Origin of the sequence: Haloarcula sp. R1-2, assembly GCF_011627385.1 — an archaeon.
Lineage (GTDB): Archaea > Halobacteriota > Halobacteria > Halobacteriales > Haloarculaceae > Haloarcula > Haloarcula marismortui.
Window position 1 is genome coordinate 234,478 of record NZ_JAANTG010000001.1, and the last position, 19,172, is coordinate 253,649.

A 19,172-nucleotide genomic window follows, 5' to 3' on the forward strand; every position below is an offset into this window, starting at 1 on the left:
TGCATAGGTCTGCCATGTCCGAACCACGCGTCGTCGGCGTCGTCGGCAGTCTCAGGGAGCAGAGTTACACCAGAGTCGGCATCGAGCGCGCACTCGCTGCCGCCGAAGAGACGGGAGCGACGACGGAACTGCTCGACCTCCAGGAGTTCGACCTGCCGGTGTTCGACGCCGACCACCGCGAGGCCGGTGACGCCGTCGCGTTCGCTGACAGCATCCACGCGGCTGATTCAGTTTTGCTGGGGACGCCGGTGTATCACGGGTCCTATTCCGGCGTGCTAAAGAACGCACTCGACTACTGCGGGTTCGACGAGTTCGAACACAAGACCGTGGGGTTACTGGCGGTCGCTGGCGGGGGCTTTCCCATCACCGCACTCGAACACCTGCGCTCGGTCTGTCGGGCGCTGAACTGCTGGGTCATCCCACATCAGGCTGCAGTTCCGAACGCGCGCAACCATATCGCCGATGGCCAGATAGTTGACGCCGACATCGAGGAACGCGTGGTGACCCTCGGCGAGGAAGCGGTCCAGTACGCGAACATCGAGCCGGACCCGGCGTGTTTCGAGAGTGCGGAGAACGTCGGAGCGGATGATTAGCCGTGAGGACCACTCTGCGTGTCCGAACTGTGAGCATCCGCTTCGCAGGAGCGGACGATTAACCGCGAAGACCGCTGTGCGTGTCGGCGCCGTGAGCGGCCGGTTCGAAGGAGCGGACGATTAGCCGCGAGGACCGCCGTGGGTGTCTGAGCTGTGAGCGGCCGCTGACCGAGAGAAGGAAACGGTCAAACCGACCCACGTCTTATAGACGGTCGTGACTCAGTGGGTCGAGAATCCGACCGGTGGCCGGGACCGGGGGCCAACCGCGCTGGTGCGTGCGTGGGTCGAGATACTACGGCGTCCGCGGCGGTTCTTCCGCACTGGCGTCGCGCCGGGTGACCAGGCTCCGGGGCTGGTGTTTGCGGCGACGGTTGTCCTCTTCGAGGAGGTGAGCCGCTATGCCGTCGTCAATCTGGCCGAGCGGGGGCTACTTTCGACAGGGCCGTTCGATTACCCCGCTATCGGCGGGTTCTCGCCCGGCGTTGCGGTACTGGCGCTGTTTGCTATCCTCGTGTTCGTCACGCCGGCAACGGTACATCTGACGGCGGCGTTGCAGACGCTGCTGTTGCTCCCCGTCGCGTCGGACCGCGGCGGCGTCAGTGAGACCGTGCAGGTGATGTGCTACGCGATGGCCCCCTGTCTGCTGGCGGGTCTGCCGAGCGCAGAGGTCCGGGTGCTCGTCACCGCCTGGGGCGCAGGGCTGTACCTGATCGGGACCGCTGTCGTCCACAACGTCAGGCTCCCGGTGGCTGCAATCGTCGGGGCCATCCCCGCCGCGATTATTTTCGGCTACGGCTTCCGCGGCTTCCAGGCCCTCTCGGTGCTGGCCGCTAACTACGGGTTTTAGGGTCCGCCGGCGTGCGTTTCCGCACGATGCTCAGTATTGATATCGACCAGTTCATGCTGGAACTCAAGGATGGAGCGTTCAAGAGCGTCGGTCCCTCAAACAAGGAAGCGACGATCAAGATGTACGACGTGGACGGCGTCGACGTTCGCGAATACGGCGACAAGCGCGTGAAAATTGCCTTCGAAGACGAACAGGGAAGCGAAATCGAGGTCGCCCTGTTCCCGGAACAGGCGAAAGCCGTCGCTTCAGGGCTAGAGCTACTTGAAGAGGAAAGCGAGATGTTCGAATAGAGATCCCGTTTGGCTCGTCCGGAATTCGACAACCGTTTTAGGCCCGACATGCTTGCACCGTGTAATGGGTTCGTGTATCATCTGCGGCAAATCTGTCGAAGGACGCATCTGTGACCTCCACGAGGAGGACGCCCTGTTCGAGTTCCGTGGCTCGCGTGCCGACCAGCTATCGGTCGACCGCTACTACCGCGGCAGTGTCGACGGCTTCGCCGAGTTCGGCGTGTTCGTCGACATCGGCGACAGCGTAACGGGGCTGCTCCACCGGAGCGAACTGGACCAGCGGCTCGATTCCCTCAACTGGGAGTCGGGTGACACCGTCTACGTCCAGGTTAAAAACGTACGTGACAACGGCAACGTCGACCTCGGCTGGTCGATCCGCCAGTCCGAACGCGAGTTCCGCGGCGTCCTCGTAGACGACCCGGAAATCGGCCATTCCGTCCTGCTTGAGAACGAAGACGACGAGGAGGACGAGAAAGCAGCGTCCGAATCGACAGCCGACGAGTCAACAAGCCAGAGTGACGACGAGTCGAGTGCGGACGACGACTCCGGCGCAAGCCAGCCTGACTCCGAGAGTTCCACAAGCGCTGGTGCTGTCAGCCGAGCCAGCGACGACGACCGCGTCGAGGGCACTGCGTCCGTTGGCGGCAACGACAGTGGGTCGAACACCGCCGTCATGACCGAGTCTGATGAGGAAGCCGACGCAGAGAGCGAGGCAAGCCAGTCAGACGAGACGACGACCGATGAACCGGTCGCCGCGGCTATCGGCGACCTTGACGACCACGTCGGTGCGGACGTTCGGCTGGAAGGCGAAGTCGTCGGCATCCGACAGACCTCTGGGCCGACAGTGTTCGAACTGCAGGACGAGACCGGCACTGTCGATTGCGCGGCCTTCGTCGAAGCGGGTGTCCGCGCTTACCCCGAAGTCGAAGAAGACGACTACATTCGACTGTCGGGCGACGTCCGTGAACGACGTGGCGAACTGCAGGTCGAGACCGAGGACCTCGACGTGCTCGAAGCAGAAGAGCGCGAAGAAGTCGAACAGCGACTCGCTGATGCGCTCGATGACGAGGCCCGACCCGACACGGCCGACCCGCTCGCCGAAGACACGGCGGTCGCGGCCCTCTCCGATGAACTGGTCGAGGCGGCGACCCAGATCCGGAAAGCAGTGCTGACCGACCGACCGGTCATCGTCCGCCACGCTAACACCGCGGACGGCTACCTCGCCGGCAGCGCGCTCGAACGGGCGGCGCTCCCGCTCGTCACCGAGCAGCACCGCCGCGCCGACGCGAAGTATCACTACTTCGACCGGCGACCTATCGAGGGCGGCGTCTACGACATGGACGACGCAACGAAGGACACGACGACGATGCTCGACAACCGAGAGCGCCACGAGGAGAAGCTCCCGCTGTTCGTCTTCGTCGCCGCCGGCGGCACGCGCGAGAGCCTCGACGGCTTCGACCTGCTGAACGTCTACGGCGCGCCGAGCGTCGTCATCGACGACATCGACGTCGACGGCGCAGTCGTCGACACCGTCGACGCCGTCGTCTCGCCCTCGGCTGACGCCGTTTCCGAGACCACCTCGACGGCGCTCGCGGCCAACGTCGCCGCACACGTCAACGAGGACGTTCGCGACGACCTGCAACACCTCCCGGCCGTGAGCTTCTGGGAGGATATCCCCGAGCCGTACGTCGACGCCGCCAGCGAGGCCGGCTACGACGAGACTGCGGTGTCGGAACTCCGCGAAGCTGTCGCCCTCGAAGCCCACTACCAGTCCTACGAGGACAAGCGCGAACTCATCACCGACCTCGTGTTCGGTGACGACGAGGAAGACGTGGGCGGCCTGGCCGGCCACATCGCCGAGCAGTTCCGCGAGAAGGTTGACGAAGAGGTGTCCACCGCCCGAGCCAACCTTGACCACCGGACTGTTGACGGCGTTGACATCGCCGTGCTCGACACGGACGCGTTCACTCACCAGTACGAGTTCCCGCCGGAGTCGCTCCTGCTCGACGAACTCCACCGGGATGTCCGCGACGAGAGTGACGCCGTGCTCGGCATCTCGACGGACACGATGTACGTCCGTGCCAACGGTGATCTGGACCTGCACGAGCTAGTCAACGAGGTCAGCGAGCGAGTTCCCGAAGGCGGCGTCGCGACACGGAGCGTCCGCGAGGGGACCATCCGCTATCTGGCTGGCGAGCGCCCGGCCGTCCTCGACGCCACGCTCGACGTGCTGGCCGACGAACTGTAACGCAACAGACTTTTTCTCCCTGCCGGCAGTCTGACCGGGCATGAGCGACGGCCCCGTCAACGAAGCCGACCTCGACTGGACCGACCACGAACACGGCGACCGGACGTTCAAGCGCAAGCAGATCGGTGACGCCGCCGGGGGTGAGCAACTCGGCGCGAGCCTCTATGCGGTGCCGCCAGGCAAGCGACTCTGGGTGCGCCACTACCACGAGGGCAACGAGGAAGCAATATTCGTCCGTGGCGGAACGGGAACGCTCCGGCTCGGCCCCGAGGCCGACGAGCACGCGCTGGAACCGGGCGATTACGTGGCGCTCCCGGCCGGAGAGGAGAGCGCGCACGAAATCGAAGCGGGTGAGTCTGAACTCCGACTGCTAATGGTTTCGACGATGGAAGAACCGGATATCACTGTCTACCCCGACCGGGAGATGGTCGGACTGTACGCCGGGTCGCCCCCGGGCGGCGAGAAAGCAGACCGGACGCTGTCGACGTATCTCGACAGGAACGCCGAAAAAGAGTACTGGGAGGAGTGAGTCGCTAGCGGCTGCCGACCTCGAACTCCGACAGCATCGTCTGGAGCCGCTCCGATTGGTCGGCGAGTGATTCGATGCTGGCACTGACCTGTGACATGGACGCGGCCTGTTCCTGCGCGGTCGCGGAGGCGGTTTCGGTTTCCGCGGCGGTCGCCTCACTGATGTCCACGGCTTCCTCGACCATCGCCACCGTTTCCTCGGTCGTGGCGGCCTGGTCATCGGTCGTGTCGCTGATCTCCTGAATACCGTTGTCGGTCGCCTCGGCGTTTTCAGCCACTTGCGTGAACGTGTCGACGACAGCTTCCACGGCTTCGGTACTCTCTTGCATGTCCTCCTTGGCTCCCCGTGCCTCCGTGACCGTGGTTTCGGTCTGCGCCTGGGTCTCCGCGATGAGCTGTTCGATTTCGCTCGCCGAGGTTTGCGTCTCCTCAGCTAGCTGTTTGACCTCGTCCGCAACGACGGCGAACCCGTCGCCGCCAGATCCGTTCCCGGCCCGGGCTGCCTCGATGTTGGCGTTCAGGGCCAGCATGTTCGTCTGTTCGGCGATGTCGCCGATGAGTTCGACGATGTCACCGATCTCGGCCATCTTCTCGTCCAATCGCTCCACATTTTTAACGGTCGAGTCGATCGCCGTCTGGACCTCACGGGAGCCCGCTATCGCTTCCTGTGCCGTCTCCTGGCCCGCGTCTGCAATCTCAGCCGTCTCGCGGGACCGCTCCGCGACGGTTTCGGCGGACGCGGCGACCTCTTCGACGGTCGCCGACAGATCGGTCATCTCGCCGGAGACGGTTTCGAGCATCTCCCGTTGTTCGTCCGCCCCGCTGGCGATGCCCTGAATCGACTCGCTCATGTCCTCGCTGGCTCCGGTCGCCTCGTTCGCACCGGCCGTGACCTGGTCGCTCGTCGTTGCAACCTCTTCCGAAAACGTCTGTATCTCCTCCATCGCCGACTCCGTCTCCGTCATCATCTTGTTGAACGACTCTGCGATCTGTGCCATCGCTTCGTTGTCGGCCACGTCGGGGTCGACGCGAACCGTCAGGTCACCGTCAGCGGCGGCCGCCATCGCCTCGCTGAATCTGCTGGCTGTCTCCTGGAGTTCCGTGTTTTGCTGCTCGGCGGCCTGCATTTTTGCCTCCGCCTTCTCGCGGGCCTCCTTTGCCTCTGCGCGTTTCCGCTCTATCTCCTCTTGTTTGGCCTGAAGGTCGTCAATCTCCGAGGCGCGTTGTTCGGCTTGTTCGAAACGCTCCTGTGACTTCTCGCGTGATCGCTCGGTTGACACCCAGTTGTTCACGAGGGCGACACACAGCATCAGGACGAACCCACCGTGGATGAGCCCCCACGCCCATGGGTTGTTAATTGCTGCCGCGTGGTTATAGACGCGACTCGGGTCGATGGTCCCAAAGTACCCGTGGGTGAGAACCACATACGCCAATCCCCATAAGAATGGGACCCAGTCTTCGTACACAGCAACCATTGCCATCCCGACAAAGAAATGAAAATGGGCTTCGATATAGCCGCCGGATAATTGAACGAGGGCCAGTGACGACACAAACACCGCCGTGACTGAGAGGATTGTCCTGACACGCCGCCTGAAGCGAGCGATGAGGCTCCCAGCTGACAGGGCGAACACAACCCCACAGAGTAACAGTACCCGTGGCAGCGCGGTAGCAGGGATTTGCGCTTCAGCTATCGGAGTGGACCCGGTGTAGATGCCAAGCCCGAACAGAAACGGGATATGCAGCAATGTCACGAGCACCACACTCCGGTGTCGGTTGCGCCACTGCTTGTCCGGGATTGTCGAACCATCCGGGATATAGGATACGAAGCTTTCTAGCCGCTCGACTGGGCCTGGATTGCGATCTGTTTGCTGCCCAATGTCTCCCGTTGGCTGTGCCATATGCACACATGGTATGGATACCGCAAATTAACCTTTTCGCGCAGATTATCATTTCCTGAACTGCGGTATTGCCACGGACTCCATGCACTGAAAGAACTTTACGCCGCTCCTGTAACCGACACTGGCTCCCGTTTACGCTCGCAGGCGGACGCAGTATGATGGATTGCTCGCAACCCAGTGGATTGGAAATAGTGGTTGGAGCCCAGCGTTGCTGTATTACCCGTCACTCACACGCTGCGTTCAAACACAGAATACTCATCCGGCAGTATCAACTGACATACCGAGGCCAGGTACCTGCAGTCACGATCTGACAGTCTATGTGCTGTTTCCAGTTGCGCACTATCTACCAACCGCGACTCCGGCCGTGCTACTTATTAGCCCCTGAGACAGACTTGGCTGCCTTCTTCGCACCGTAGTACGCCCACTCCGCGCTGTAACAGAACACGCAGCCGCGGAAGGTCGGCCGGTCGAGGCTCCCGGTGTCACCCGTTTCACTGCTCATACTCTTGTTTGCTGCGACAGCACAATGAACCCCACGGCTACCCCCGTCGCTGACGATACCCGAGCGACACGCTTATTCGGCCGAGACGCCGATTTCGCACAACGCCGATGAGCACGGAGACGCCGGACCCAGACGAGACAGAGACCTTCCAGCAGGTGTGTGCGGAGCTGGTCGACCGGATTCTCGCAGGTGAGGTCGAGCGCGACGACGTCGAATCAGCCAAGATCGATGTCTGCCGCGAGTACTCCGCGCCGAAAGTGCCGAAAAACTCCGAACTGCTCGATTACGCGCCACAGGAGCACCGCGAGGTGCTGGAGGAGGTTCTCCAGCGCAAGCCGGTTCGGACCGCCTCGGGTGTGTCCCCCATCGCTATCATGACCTCGCCAGAGCGGTGCCCCCATGGGAAGTGCCTGTACTGTCCCGGCGGCCCCGACTCGGAGTTCTCCTCCGCCCAGTCCTACACCGGTCACGAACCCGCGGCCGCACGCGGCGAACAGAACGACTACGACCCGTACGGGCAGGTCACACTCCGGCTCAACCAACTTCGGGAAATCGGCCATCCCGTGGATAAGGCCGAACTCATCGTGATGGGCGGGACGATGACAGCCCGGAGCCACGACTATCAGGAGTGGTTCGTCAAGCGAGCCCTCGAAGCGATGAATGACTTCGATGTGGACGGAGAGCCGACGCCCGCAGAGGACGTGAGCTTCGCCGAAGACGACTACGAGTTCCGCTATCTGGAGGACGTTATCGCTGAGAACGAGACCGCCGATGTCCGCAACGTCGCCACGACGTTTGAGACGAAGCCCGACTGGTGTGACCCCGAGCAGATCGACCGGATGCTCGACCTTGGCGCCACGAAAGTTGAGGTGGGCGTCCAGACCACCTTCGAGCGCATCAACCGCGAGATGCACCGCGGTCACGGCGTCCAGGCCTCCATCGACGCCAACCGCCGCCTGCGCGACTCAGGGTTCAAAGTTGGCTTCCACATGATGCCGGGCCAGCCCGGGATGTCCAAGGAGATGTGTCTGGAGGACTTCCGGCGCATCTTCGACCAGACCGACTGGCGGCCCGACTACCTCAAAATCTATCCGACACTGATTGTCGAGGGAACCGTCACATACGACTGGTGGCGCAAAGACGAGTTCGACCCGCTGGACAACGACGAGGCCGCTGAGTTAGTCGCCGAAATCAAGGAGATGATTCCCCGCTACACCCGACTTCAGCGCGTCCAGCGGGACATCCCGGCTGACTTCATCGAAGGCGGGGTCTGGAAGTCGAACCTTCGGCAACTCGCCTGGAAGCGGATGGAAGAACACGACTGGACGTGTGACTGTATCCGCTGTCGGGAGGCCGGACACAGCGATGACGTCGCCGAGAACATCGAACTCGACGTGATGACCTACGAGGCCTGTGGCGGCACGGAACACTTCATCTCCTTCGAGGACTTCGAGAACGATGTCCTCGTCGGCTTCTGTCGGCTTCGGTTCCCCAACGACCCGGTGCGCCGAGAGCTACAGGATGCCGCAATCGTCCGCGAACTCCACGTCTACGGCAACGCCGTCGGCGTCGGGCAGGAAGGTGACGATGAGGACCACCAGCACAAAGGCTACGGAAAGAAACTGCTGGAGAAAGCGGAGGCACTGGCCCGGGACGCCGGCTTCCCGAAACTGGCCGTCATTTCCGGCATCGGTGTCCGGCAGTACTACCGGGAGAAACTGGGGTACAAGCAGGACGGCCCGTACGTGAGCAAGCGCCTCTGATAGCGTTCCGACCTGACTTTCCCATCGCTACTGTGTAACCGTACGGCTTGTGAGTGGCCCATAGCTACAGAACTGCGATGTTGTGTGTCCGCTCAGCGTGCGGTGCCGCCACCGCGCCACGGGTGCTGGGCGACGATTGAAAGGACAGACGTCATTTGAGGTACTATATGTATACTGACGTGACAGCTGTACTGCCGGAGTGGTGTGACTAGGCCATTACCTGTAATGTCTGGCTGCATTCCTTATTAGACTAGAACCGGCAGCAGCGGACGGTAGGCGCGATAATAGGACCTTACTTGGCGATTCGTTCCCGCTAACTAATTACCATACTGTCATCGGCCAACCCATGGGTAAGATTACGGGCCTGTGGCTATCAGCGATGACGCTACTGGCTGTGGTTGCGGTGTCGACGGCCCCGATGTTTGGGCCGGGCGTTGCGGCTGCGTCTAATCACGAGACAGGGACTATCAAGGTGACCGACGCCTCGACGACAAAGACCAACAGCTCCGGAACGCACGACGCGCCGTTCTCGGTCGTTCCCGACATGGAGTTTCAGGTAGAGTTCACGGCTACAAACACCGGAGACCGCGACAGCACGAAACAAGTAGCCGTCACGGTTGACGGCGAGCAAGTCGAGCAAGTCGACGTTGCACTCGACAGCGGCCAGCAGACGAACAAGACCGTTCCTGTCGCGCTCGACGACACCGGCGAGCACGACCTCGCCGTCGGCGGTGTCTCAGCCGGGACGGTGACCGTCGTCGAACCGCCGAATATCACGGTCACTGAGACGGCTGTTAACCGAACTACGGTCACGCGAGGTGAACACATTGAAGTAACTCACACGCTGGAAAACACTGGCGGGAAAACCGGCGCGCTGACCGTCACACCGACGCTGAAGAACACGGACACCGGAGAGTCTCAGATGGTCAACGAACTCGATGTCGAGGTCGGTGGCGGCGACACGGAGACGACCTCGTGGACGCTGGACACCGGGACCATCGACGAGCTGCCTGCCGGGGCGTACGAACTGCGGGACGGTTCCGGCTCGAACCCGACCATCACCATCGAGGAATCCAGGCAGTTCACCGTCGATTACTCGCAGCTAAGCGACGACTCGACGGTCACCGGCGAGCCCGTCGACCTGACGGTCCGGATGCAAAACCCCAGAGGCGGGGACGGGTCGGCGACAGAGGACGTCGTTCTGCAGACTGACGGCTCCGAAATCGCCACCCGGACCGTCGAAATCGAGAACGGCGATACGGAGACGCTGGAGTTCTCACCGAGCTTCGACAGCGAGGGTACTTACGACCTGACGATAAACGGCGAATCGGTCGGGACCGTCGACGTTGCGGACGAGGGCTCGCTCCAGATTCAGGACGCCGGGCTCATCGACACCCAGGTCAATACTGACACGGACACGGGTGGCATCGGGACCCGCGAGCCGGAGCTGTGGGTGACGGTGGAGAACACTGGCGGACAGACCGGAACGATTACGCTGCCTATCGAAGTTGGCGGCACACAGGTTGGCCAGGAGTCGGTAACGGTCCCGGCCGGAGAGACAGTCAACGAGACGCTCCTCTATCGACCCGAAGGTGCTGTCGACGAGGCTGACCACGAGGTCACAGTCGGGGGTGTCTCCGCCGGGATCCTGACTGTCGGTCAGCCCGACATTCAGGTCACCGACGCGAGGTGGAACAGAACAACGGTCACCAAAGGCGACGCGGCAAAGCTGACGGTGACGGCCAGAAACGATGGCACCGTGACCGCAGGTCGGGAGTTCTGGGTCGAAACAGAGAACGAAGTCCCCGACGCCGTTTCCTTCGACCTTGCACCGGGTGAATCTGGGACAGATACGTATGTGCACACGTTCGAGGAGTCCGGGACGTACCAGTTCACGGTCGGTAGCAAGACCCAGACGGTCACAGTCGAGCAGCCAGCAACGTTCGAGATCAGCAACGCGGCGGTCAGTAGTGAGTCTGTGACTCAGGGAGGCGCTGTCGAACTTAGCGCGACCGTAACGAACACCGGTGGACAGGCGGGGAACGTCACGGGGAACTTCTCAGTGGCGAGTTCCGTTGTGGAGAGCCGAGAAGTGACCTTGGATGGCGGTGAGGCGAGAGAAATCACGCACGAACACGTCTTCAACAGCAGTGGGAACTACGTAGTCGATATCAATGGTGAGCGGGCTGGCACGGTCACGGTCAAGGAGCCGGCGGCGTTCGACACGGCTGCTGTCGAACTGAACCGGACGAGCGCTCGAACAGGCGAGCCCGTCGAGGTGACTGCCACGGTCGTTAACAACGGTGACGAGACGGGGACCTCCCCGGTTCGACTGCAGGCCAACGACGACATCGTGGACACGACGAACGTCTCGCTTTCGGGCGGTCAGCAGACCAACGTCACGTTCGTCTACGTCTTCGAGAGTGGCGGTGAGTACGACGTGGCGGTCAACAGTGACTCCGGCGGAAACATTTCAGTGACCCAACCCGCGACGTTCGAGGTTCGCGACGTAAAACTGAGCAATCAGTCCGTCGAAACCGGCGAGTCAGTAGATGTGACAGCGACTGTCGCAAATGTCGGTACAGAGAGTGGAAACTACACCGCGGCGCTCACAGAGAGCAATCAGACGCTTAAGTCCAAAACCATCGGTCCGATTGCCGGCGGTGAGACGGCAACTGTCTCTTTCAGTATCTCCTTTGACAATGAGAGCAACCGGTCGCTCGCTATTGGTAGCGCCACCACCGAAACGCTCGCTGTGGAAGCTGAAAGCAATAGTGACGACGGTGGTGGAGGCGGCGGTGGCGGCGGAGGCGGCGGTGGCGGCGGAGGCGGTGGTGGCGGCGGATTCAATTTCAATGACGAGTCCGACGAGACCGACAACGGCGGCGGTGCAGAGGCTCCTGCTATCTCGCTGTCGCAAATCGATAACGGCGTCACTGTTCAGGTGACCGCCGACGCTGCGAACTCGACGGTCTCCCAGTCGCTGAATCGCTCCGGGCCGTCCGAGACCGCGCCGGCCTTTACCCTCTCTGCACTCTCGCTCAACGTAACCAACGAAAGTGATGGGTTCAACGCGACACTGCTCGGCCCACACGCTACGCCGAACGACATGGCCGCGGTTCAGGAAGACGGTGTGCGCGGATACGTGACCGTCACTTCCGGCGCAAATGCGTCTGCCATCAGCCGGGCGACGTACACCCTGCGGCTCAACGAATCGGCGCTTCCGGCCAATGGGTCGATGGACGCCGTCAGAGTGTTCCAGTACCACAACGGGTCCTGGAGGCAGCTACCCAGTACTGTTAACGCGACGAACAAGTCCATTCGGGTGACGGCGTCCAATCTATCAACCATCGCTGTCGTTTCCCCGGCCGCTAATGCGTCCACTCCGATGACAGCCGACTCTTCGGATACGAATATGTCGACGTCGACGCCCGCAGAACTCACCGTTGCTGATGCGTCGCTGATGGCTGACTGGGTCCGGGCCGGTTTCAACACGTCGGCGCGAGCGACAGTCGAGAACCCGACCGACGAAACCGCCGAACAGACGCTGACGGTCACTGTTGACGGCGACCCGGTTGCTTCCCGGACCGTCCGGCTTAACGCCGGCGAACAAACGACTGTGACAATAGAGTTCGAGGCTGTCGACGGCGCAGTCGCGGTCAACGGCGTCAGTGCGGGTGACCTGCGTGTTGGCTCGGATACCGCCCAGAGCACAGGCGGGTCCGCGACTGACGAGACTGGTGAAAGCGGTGGTGGCGCAGAGCCAGCCGCGGAAACGGCCGCAGCGTCCGGCCCGGGATTCACTGTCCAGCTAGCCGCACTCGTGCTGGCGCTGGTCGCCGGTCTTGCTCGCGTCTATCGTCGGGTGTAGAGCGCATACAGGCGGCAGACTTTCGGGGCTCGCTCACAGTCGAAAACCCATCTGTTTCGGTCACTGACGGTGCTGGCTGGGCAACGACTGCAGCACAGGGTCCGGCTTCTCGCTCCCACAGGTGGGCGTCGGTGTCACGATACTCACTGTCATCGGCTGGACGTGTTGGGGCCTTCGACGCAAGCGGAGCCGCTGAATCGGACCGCTGGCTGGCGGTCCGAACTGGTTGTGTGGTGGATTTTTACTCGTACCGTCCGACGGGCAAGTATGGCTCGTAATCTCGCAGTCGTTGGTGCCGGTGGTGCCGGTGCGGCAGCAGCGTACGCGCTCCGCGACGCGGACGTCGACGTAACAGTGTTCGAGAAGAGCCGCGGCGTCTGCGGGCGCGCTGCGACCCGGCGGCACGGCGACTGTACGTACGAGTACGGGGCGAACTATCTCAAGGCCGACGACGGCCGCGTGACGGAACTGGTCACAGAGACCCTCCCGACTGAGGGACTCGTCGATATCGAGGAACCGGTGTACGCGTTCGACAGGACCGGCGACATCGGCACCGGTCGAGATGCTGACGAACACAAATGGACGTACGAGGCAGGCATTACACAGGTCGCAAAGCGGCTGTTCAACGAGGCAGACGCCGACGTAGAGAACGGCGTGCGGGTTGAGCGTCTGGAGCGACAGCGCGACGGCTGGCGGCTTGAGGACGATGAGGGGGCGGACCTTGGACACTTCGACGCCGCGTTGCTAACACCGCCGGCTCCCCAGACGGCTGACCTGCTGGGGCAGTCGCGGTGGGACCACGACGACTGTCGGGACCTTCGGCAAGAGATCGCTTCGGTGCCCTATCGAACGGTTATCTCCGGCGTGTTGCACTATCCCTTCGAACTCGACGTGCCGTGGTACGCCGCGGTCAACAGCGACAAAGAGCACGATATCGGCTGGGTCGGCCGGGAAGAGTGCAAGGACGGCCACGTCCCCGACGGCGAGTCCCTGCTGCTGGTCCAGATGAACGAACCGTGGTCGATTGCGAACTACGACGAACACCCCGACACGCTCATCGACGACATCGCGTCGCGGACGGCCCGATTGCTGGACGACGACCGGCTGGCCGACCCCGACTGGACCGACCACCAGCACTGGCGGTACTCCCAGCCCGAGGGCGAAGTCGACCACGACCTGCTGCCGTGTGCGGCCGAGCACGACCTGCACTTCGCTGGCGACTGGGTGGCCGGCGAGGGGCGACTCCACGCGGCGTTACGGAACGGACTGGAGACGGGCGAGGCAATCGCCGACAGCAGGTAACGGAACGCCTTTGGGTGCCCGCCGACAGCCACCGACATGGACCACAAGCGGGAACTGACGAGCGTCGACCTCGCCGCTCTTGAGGGCGAACTCGCCGGCTACGAGGGCGCGAAGCTCGACAAGGCGTACCTCTACCCCGAGGACGACCTCGTCAGACTGAAGCTCCGGGACTTCGACCGCGGCCGCGTCGAGTTCCTCATCGAAGTCGGTGATGTCAAGCGCGCCCACGTTGCCGACCAGAGCCACGTCCCCGACGCGCCGGGTCGGCCGCCGGACTTCGCGATGATGCTCCGGAACCGGCTGTCGGGCGCTGACCTCGTCCGCGTCGAGCAGTTCGAGTTCGACCGCATCATCGAACTGGAGTTCGACCGCGAGGACGCGTCGACGACTATCGTCGCGGAGCTGTTCGGCGACGGGAACGTCGCCGTGCTGGACGAATACGGCGAGGTCATCGACTGTCTTGAAACGGTCAGGCTCAAATCCCGAACCGTCGCACCTGGGACGCCCTACGAATTCCCGTCGGCGCGGTTCAACCCGATGACTGTCGATTACGACGGGTTTGTCGCTCGCATCAAGGAATCCGACGCTGACCTCGTGCGGACGCTGGCGACGCAACTGAACTTCGGCGGCCTCTACGGCGAGGAACTGTGTACCCGCGCCGGCATCGACTACAACGTCGCCGTCGACGACCTCGATGAGTCCGATTTCGAGCGGCTGTACGAACTCATCGACGAGATGGGGACGCGCCTGCGTGAGGGAGATGTCGACCCGCGGGTGTACTACGAAACGCTCGACGACGGTGACGGTGCAGGCAACGGGGAATCCGGTGATGACCCGGACCGCCGGCGCATCGACGTGACGCCGATTCCGCTGGCGGAGTACGAAGAACTCTACAGCGAATCTTTCACGGAGTTCAACCCCGCGCTGGACGACTACTTCTTCAATTTCCAGCGGGAGGAGGAAGTCGAGGGCGGCGAGACACAGCGCCCGGACTTCGAGGCCGAGATAGAGAAACAGCAGCGCATCATCCAGCAACAGGAGCAGGCTATCGAGGACTTCGAGGCCGATGCCGAGGTCGAACGGGAGAAGGCCGAGCTGCTGTACGCCAACTACGACCTCGTCGACGACGTGCTCTCGACGGTGCAGGCCGCCCGCCAGGACGACGTGTCCTGGGACGACATCGAGGCGAAGTTTGACGAGGGGGCCGACCGCGGCATCGCGGCCGCCGAAGCAGTTGTCTCGCTTGACGGGAGCGAGGGGACGGTGACCCTCGACATCGACGGGACGCGGGTCACAGTGGACGCCTTCACCGGCGTCGAGAAGAACGCCGACGAACTGTACAAGGAGGCCAAACGCATCGAGGAGAAGAAGGAGGGCGCGCTCGCTGCCATCGAGAACACCCGCGAGGACCTCGAAGCGGTCAAAGAGCGGCGCGAGGAGTGGGAGGCCGACGACGGCGAGGACGAAGCCGATAACGACGAGGCCGAGGACGAACCGACGGACTGGCTCTCGATGCAGTCCATTCCGACCCGGTCGACCGAGCGCTGGTACGAGCAGTTCCGCTGGTTCCACACCTCGGACGGCTTCCTCGTCATCGGCGGCCGCGACGCCGACGACAACGAAGAACTCGTCCAGAAGTATCTGGAGGGCGGTGACAAGTTCTTCCACGCGCAGGCTCATGGCGGCCCGGTCACGGTGCTCAAGGCCACCGGTCCCAGTGAGCCGTCCAAGGAGGTTGAGTTCCCGCAGTCGTCACTGGACCAGGCCGCCCAGTTCGCGGTCTCGTACTCCTCGGTCTGGAAAGACGGGAAGTTCGCCGGCGACGTGTACATGGTCGACCCCGACCAGGTGTCGAAAACGCCGGAAAGCGGCGAGTATCTGGAGAAGGGCGGCTTCGCCGTCCGCGGCGACCGGACGTACTTCGAGGGCACGCCGGCCGGCGTCGCCGTCGGTATCACCTGCGACGATGAGACGCGGGTCATCGGTGGCCCGCCGGCGGCTATCGAGGGACAGGCCGCGACGAGCATCACCGTTGAACCGGGCCAGTACGCCCAGAACGATATCGCCAAGCGCCTCTACCGCGAGTTCAAGGAGCGGTTCGCCGACGAGACGTTCGTCCGCAAGGTCGCCAGCCCGGACCAGATACAGGAGTTCCTGCCGCCCGGCGGCAGTCGGATGACTGAGGATTGACGATGCGGGGGCAGAGAGAACACCGCGCTGGAGGTGACTGACCGGATGAGCGACCTCGGGAAAATCGACCGCGACCTGTTCGATAACGTCATCTACCCGGAACTGGGCGCGGACCGAGAAGACGTGACGCTGGGGCCGACGCACGGCATTGACTTCGGCGTCATCGACGTGGGCGGTGACGCTCTCGTCACAGCCACCGACCCGCTGTCGGTGCTCCCCGATCTGGGGTTCGAACGGGCTGGTCGGTTTGCACTCGATGTGGTACTTGCCGACGTTGCCGTTTCCGGCATCCCGCCGTCGCATCTCTCAGTGACGTTCACGCTCCCGCCCGAGATGACAGACGACGAACTGGCGGCGATGTGGCACGGCTTCGCCGAACGGGCCGAAGAAGTCGGCGTGAGCGTCGTCACCGGCCACACCGCCCGGTATTCGGGCGTCGACTATTCATGGGTCGGTGGCGCAACGGTGCTTGGCGTCGGGCCCCACGAAGACATCGTCCGCCCGGACGGCGCGCGGCCGGGCGACAAACTGGTCGTCGGGACCGGTCCCGGTGCGGAAGTCACGGGCCTGTTCGCGACCCTCTTCCCGACGCAGATCGGGCTGTCGCCCGACCGAACCGCCACTGCACAGGAACGTCTGGCCGACACCGCACTCGTCGAGGACGCCATGGCTGCGACGAACGCTGGAAACGTGATGGCGATGCACGACGCCACCGAGGGCGGCATCACTGGTGCGCTCATCGAGATGGCCGACGGTGCGGGCGTCCGATTCGACGTGGACAGCGATGCGATGCCGCTTGCTGACGGCGTCGGCGCGCTCTGTGACGCGCTCGACATCGACCCCTGGCACGTCAGCAGTTGCGGGACGCTCCTGGCCGCCGTCGACCCCGCAGATGCCGACGATGTTGTCGGTGCGCTCCGCGACCGCGGGACGCCGGCCGCCGTCGTCGGCGAAGTGACCGACGGTGAGGGGCTGTACGTCGACGGCACCCGACAGTCACATCCCGGAGCGGACCCCTCGTGGGAGGCGTTCGCCAGCTTACAGGCGGCCGCCGACGGCACCCCTGACCAGCAGTGAGACGCTGAGAATTGCCCGACTGCCGGCTACAACTGCCAGCACGGCGCACGTACTGCTATATATACCTGTACGTTGTATTATAAATTGATGTGGCACCTTGTCGAGACTGACGTGGCAGCGACCACGCCAGCCAGGCCAATGTCACGGAGTACCACCATGTTCCAAGAAGCACTATCGTATCCGCGGGACAGCGACAGCGCAGTGAAAACCATCGCCATCGGGGGCGTGTTGCTGTTCCTGAGTTTCCTCGTCGTGCCGGTGTTCTTCGTCCTCGGCTATATCGCCCGGACACTCCGAGCGGTGCTGGACGATGAGGCCGAACCGCCGGTGTTCGACGACTGGGGCGACCTGGGTATGGACGGCCTGAAGGTGTTCGCTATCGGATTCGCCTACTCACTCGTCCCGGCGGCCATCGCCCTTGCGGCGGTGTTCGCAAGCGGTGCGACGCTAGGTCTGGGCGGCAACGGGGCCGGAAGCGGACTGGCTGTCGGCCTCATTGCCCTCGTCGCGACGCTCGCGGTGACCGTACTTTCGCTCGCCATCGCATACGTGCTCCCGGCCGCAATCGTCGCGTACGTTCGCACGGACAGCATCGCGGCGGCGTTCGCACCGGACGAACTTCGCCGGCTCGCGTTCAGCCGGACCTACGCCACTGGCTGGCTGGTCGCGTTCGGTATCAGCCTGATCGCCGGCGTCCTCATCGGCGTCCTGAACGCTGTCGTCATCGGCGCGGTGCTGGCCCCCTTCGTGACGTTCTACGCGAACGTGGCGGGGACCTACGCCATCGGAACGGCCGTGCGGGATATGCCCGCCACTGACGCAGGCGATGAGACGCCCGCGACAGGCTCGGTTGCCTGATCGGCACAGTACGCCGATTCGGTGTCTCACCGTTCCGGCGAACCGAATGGCAGAACACTTGTGTCCCTGAAGCGGACGCTTCAGTATGCAAATACAGAGTCAGGAGACCACCGCGGAAGGGGCAGAACGCATCGAGGTGGTCCCCGAGACGCTTGACGACCTCTGGCACCTCTCGTATGTCATCGAGCCGGGGGACCTCGTCTCTGGCGACACGACGCGGCGCATCCAGCGCAACGATGACAACCTCCGGGACAAAGGCGGCGAGCGCGAGCCGATGTGGATTCAGATCGAGGTCACCGACGTGGAGTTCGCGAAGTTCGCCAACCGCCTCCGTGTCGGCGGCGAAATTGTCGATTGCTCCCGCGAGGACCAGCTGGGCTTTCACCACACGCTCAACGTCGAGGAACACACCGAACTCACCGTCGAGAAGCACCTCAAGCCCGATCAGGCCGACCGTCTGGAAGAGGCCGTCGAGGCGACGGAGAACCCCGACGTGGCGATTGCGACCGTAGAGGAAGGAGAGGCTCACGTCCACACTGTCGCCCAGTACGGCACCGAGGAGCGAGCGACGATCACCTCGACGACCGGGAAGGGGGAGTACGCCCGTCCACGGAAGGAACTGTTCGACGAGCTGGCGTCAGTCCTCAAACGGCAGGACGTGGACGCCTACATCCTTGCGGGTCCCGGCTTCACCAAACAGGACGCGCTGGACCACTTTCAGGACGAGATTCCCGATATCGCCGAACAGATTACTGTCGTCGACACGTCCGCTGTCGGTGACCGCGGTGTCCACGAAGTACTCAAACGCGGCGCTGTCGAGGACGTCCAGCAGCAGACCCGCATCGCCGAGGAGGCGGACTACATCGACGAACTGATGGCGCGCATCGGCTCAGGCTCGGAGGTGGCCTACGGACCGGAAGAAGTCGCCAAGGCGGCCGACTACGGCGCTATCGAGACGCTGCTCGTGCTGGACGAACGACTCCGGCTGGAGCGGGCCGGCGAGGGCGACTGGGATATCGATGTCGACCAGATCATCGAAACGACAGAACAGAAAGGCGGCGACGTAACCGTCTTCTCCGCGGAGTTTGCGCCCGGACAGCAACTCTCGAATCTGGGCGGTGTCGCGGCGCTACTGCGTTACCGCCTCGATTGAGGCCGCTACCCACGATACGTGTCTACCGTCTTTCATTCCGCCGGTGAGTCCC

14 protein-coding genes are annotated in these 19,172 nt (G+C 63.2%); 12 read left to right on the forward strand and 2 right to left on the reverse strand.

Translation table 11 applies throughout. The features are described from left to right. Positions 1 to 14 precede the first annotated feature (14 nt). The 5 genes from G9C82_RS01120 (at position 15) to G9C82_RS01140 (ending at position 4,507) form a co-directional block, all read left to right on the forward strand. A complete protein-coding gene (locus G9C82_RS01120; RefSeq protein WP_004961190.1) occupies positions 15 to 593 on the forward strand; it encodes an NADPH-dependent FMN reductase in 579 nt (192 codons plus the stop codon). A 214-nt stretch (positions 594 to 807) separates the two neighbouring features. Further along, positions 808 to 1,440 carry a YIP1 family protein gene (locus G9C82_RS01125; protein ID WP_007190316.1) on the forward strand — a complete coding sequence of 211 codons (633 nt, stop codon included), beginning with the start codon at positions 808 to 810 and terminating at the stop codon, positions 1,438 to 1,440. A gap of 26 nt (positions 1,441 to 1,466) precedes the next feature. Continuing rightward, positions 1,467 to 1,730, forward strand: a complete 264-nt coding sequence (locus tag G9C82_RS01130) for a hypothetical protein (protein WP_004961193.1) — start codon at positions 1,467 to 1,469, stop codon at positions 1,728 to 1,730. A gap of 64 nt (positions 1,731 to 1,794) precedes the next feature. After that, positions 1,795 to 3,978, forward strand: a complete 2,184-nt coding sequence (locus G9C82_RS01135; protein WP_127013150.1) for a DHH family phosphoesterase — start codon at positions 1,795 to 1,797, stop codon at positions 3,976 to 3,978. 40 nt (positions 3,979 to 4,018) lie between these two features. Beyond that, entirely contained in the window at positions 4,019 to 4,507 is a 489-nt protein-coding gene (locus G9C82_RS01140; protein ID WP_127013151.1) for a cupin domain-containing protein, read from the forward strand. Positions 4,508 to 4,511: 4 nt separating this feature from the next. On the opposite strand, the gene G9C82_RS01145 is transcribed toward G9C82_RS01140, so the two are convergent. Both G9C82_RS01145 and G9C82_RS20830 read right to left on the reverse strand, forming a co-directional pair. Next, positions 4,512 to 6,404 (reverse strand): methyl-accepting chemotaxis protein, encoded by a 1,893-nt coding sequence (locus G9C82_RS01145; RefSeq protein WP_127013152.1) that lies wholly within the window; start codon positions 6,402 to 6,404, stop codon positions 4,512 to 4,514. A gap of 367 nt (positions 6,405 to 6,771) precedes the next feature. Next, positions 6,772 to 6,906 (reverse strand): hypothetical protein, encoded by a 135-nt coding sequence (locus tag G9C82_RS20830; protein WP_277601693.1) that lies wholly within the window; start codon positions 6,904 to 6,906, stop codon positions 6,772 to 6,774. A gap of 107 nt (positions 6,907 to 7,013) precedes the next feature. On the opposite strand from G9C82_RS20830, the gene G9C82_RS01150 reads away from it, so the two are divergent. The 7 genes from G9C82_RS01150 to G9C82_RS01180 all read left to right on the forward strand — a co-directional run bounded on the left by G9C82_RS01150 (position 7,014) and on the right by G9C82_RS01180 (position 19,120). Further along, complete coding sequence (locus G9C82_RS01150) at positions 7,014 to 8,669, forward strand: tRNA uridine(34) 5-carboxymethylaminomethyl modification radical SAM/GNAT enzyme Elp3 (RefSeq protein WP_127013153.1); 1,656 nt, start codon at positions 7,014 to 7,016, stop codon at positions 8,667 to 8,669. Between the two features lie 379 nt (positions 8,670 to 9,048). Next, a complete protein-coding gene (locus tag G9C82_RS01155; protein WP_164734748.1) occupies positions 9,049 to 12,540 on the forward strand; it encodes a CARDB domain-containing protein in 3,492 nt (1,163 codons plus the stop codon). Positions 12,541 to 12,807: 267 nt separating this feature from the next. Continuing rightward, the gene (locus G9C82_RS01160; protein WP_127013155.1) at positions 12,808 to 13,842 is read left to right on the forward strand and encodes an NAD(P)/FAD-dependent oxidoreductase; all 1,035 of its coding nucleotides are present in this window, start codon (positions 12,808 to 12,810) and stop codon (positions 13,840 to 13,842) included. A gap of 36 nt (positions 13,843 to 13,878) precedes the next feature. Next, positions 13,879 to 16,032: a ribosome rescue protein RqcH gene (rqcH, locus tag G9C82_RS01165; RefSeq protein WP_011223348.1), complete on the forward strand. Its 2,154-nt coding sequence runs from the start codon at positions 13,879 to 13,881 to the stop codon at positions 16,030 to 16,032. 45 nt (positions 16,033 to 16,077) lie between these two features. Continuing rightward, positions 16,078 to 17,109 carry an AIR synthase family protein gene (locus tag G9C82_RS01170; protein WP_127013156.1) on the forward strand — a complete coding sequence of 344 codons (1,032 nt, stop codon included), beginning with the start codon at positions 16,078 to 16,080 and terminating at the stop codon, positions 17,107 to 17,109. Between the two features lie 156 nt (positions 17,110 to 17,265). After that, positions 17,266 to 17,967 (forward strand): DUF4013 domain-containing protein, encoded by a 702-nt coding sequence (locus G9C82_RS01175; protein WP_007190324.1) that lies wholly within the window; start codon positions 17,266 to 17,268, stop codon positions 17,965 to 17,967. A gap of 85 nt (positions 17,968 to 18,052) precedes the next feature. Further along, positions 18,053 to 19,120, forward strand: a complete 1,068-nt coding sequence (locus G9C82_RS01180) for an mRNA surveillance protein pelota (protein WP_007190325.1) — start codon at positions 18,053 to 18,055, stop codon at positions 19,118 to 19,120. Positions 19,121 to 19,172 lie beyond the last annotated feature (52 nt).

What these genes read in the sequence shown, in the direction of transcription:
- G9C82_RS01120 (WP_004961190.1), top strand. Translation starts at nt 15, where the DNA reads ATGTCCGAACCACGCGTCGTCGGCGTCGTCGGCAGTCTCAGGGAGCAG.
- G9C82_RS01130 (WP_004961193.1), top strand. Translation starts at nt 1,467, where the DNA reads ATGCTCAGTATTGATATCGACCAGTTCATGCTGGAACTCAAGGATGGA.
- G9C82_RS01135 (WP_127013150.1), top strand. Translation starts at nt 1,795, where the DNA reads ATGGGTTCGTGTATCATCTGCGGCAAATCTGTCGAAGGACGCATCTGT.
- G9C82_RS01140 (WP_127013151.1), top strand. Translation starts at nt 4,019, where the DNA reads ATGAGCGACGGCCCCGTCAACGAAGCCGACCTCGACTGGACCGACCAC.
- G9C82_RS01145 (WP_127013152.1), bottom strand. Translation starts at nt 6,404, where the DNA reads ATGGCACAGCCAACGGGAGACATTGGGCAGCAAACAGATCGCAATCCA.
- G9C82_RS20830 (WP_277601693.1), bottom strand. Translation starts at nt 6,906, where the DNA reads ATGAGCAGTGAAACGGGTGACACCGGGAGCCTCGACCGGCCGACCTTC.
- G9C82_RS01150 (WP_127013153.1), top strand. Translation starts at nt 7,014, where the DNA reads ATGAGCACGGAGACGCCGGACCCAGACGAGACAGAGACCTTCCAGCAG.
- G9C82_RS01155 (WP_164734748.1), top strand. Translation starts at nt 9,049, where the DNA reads ATGACGCTACTGGCTGTGGTTGCGGTGTCGACGGCCCCGATGTTTGGG.
- G9C82_RS01160 (WP_127013155.1), top strand. Translation starts at nt 12,808, where the DNA reads ATGGCTCGTAATCTCGCAGTCGTTGGTGCCGGTGGTGCCGGTGCGGCA.
- rqcH (WP_011223348.1), top strand. Translation starts at nt 13,879, where the DNA reads ATGGACCACAAGCGGGAACTGACGAGCGTCGACCTCGCCGCTCTTGAG.
- G9C82_RS01170 (WP_127013156.1), top strand. Translation starts at nt 16,078, where the DNA reads ATGAGCGACCTCGGGAAAATCGACCGCGACCTGTTCGATAACGTCATC.
- G9C82_RS01175 (WP_007190324.1), top strand. Translation starts at nt 17,266, where the DNA reads ATGTTCCAAGAAGCACTATCGTATCCGCGGGACAGCGACAGCGCAGTG.
- G9C82_RS01180 (WP_007190325.1), top strand. Translation starts at nt 18,053, where the DNA reads ATGCAAATACAGAGTCAGGAGACCACCGCGGAAGGGGCAGAACGCATC.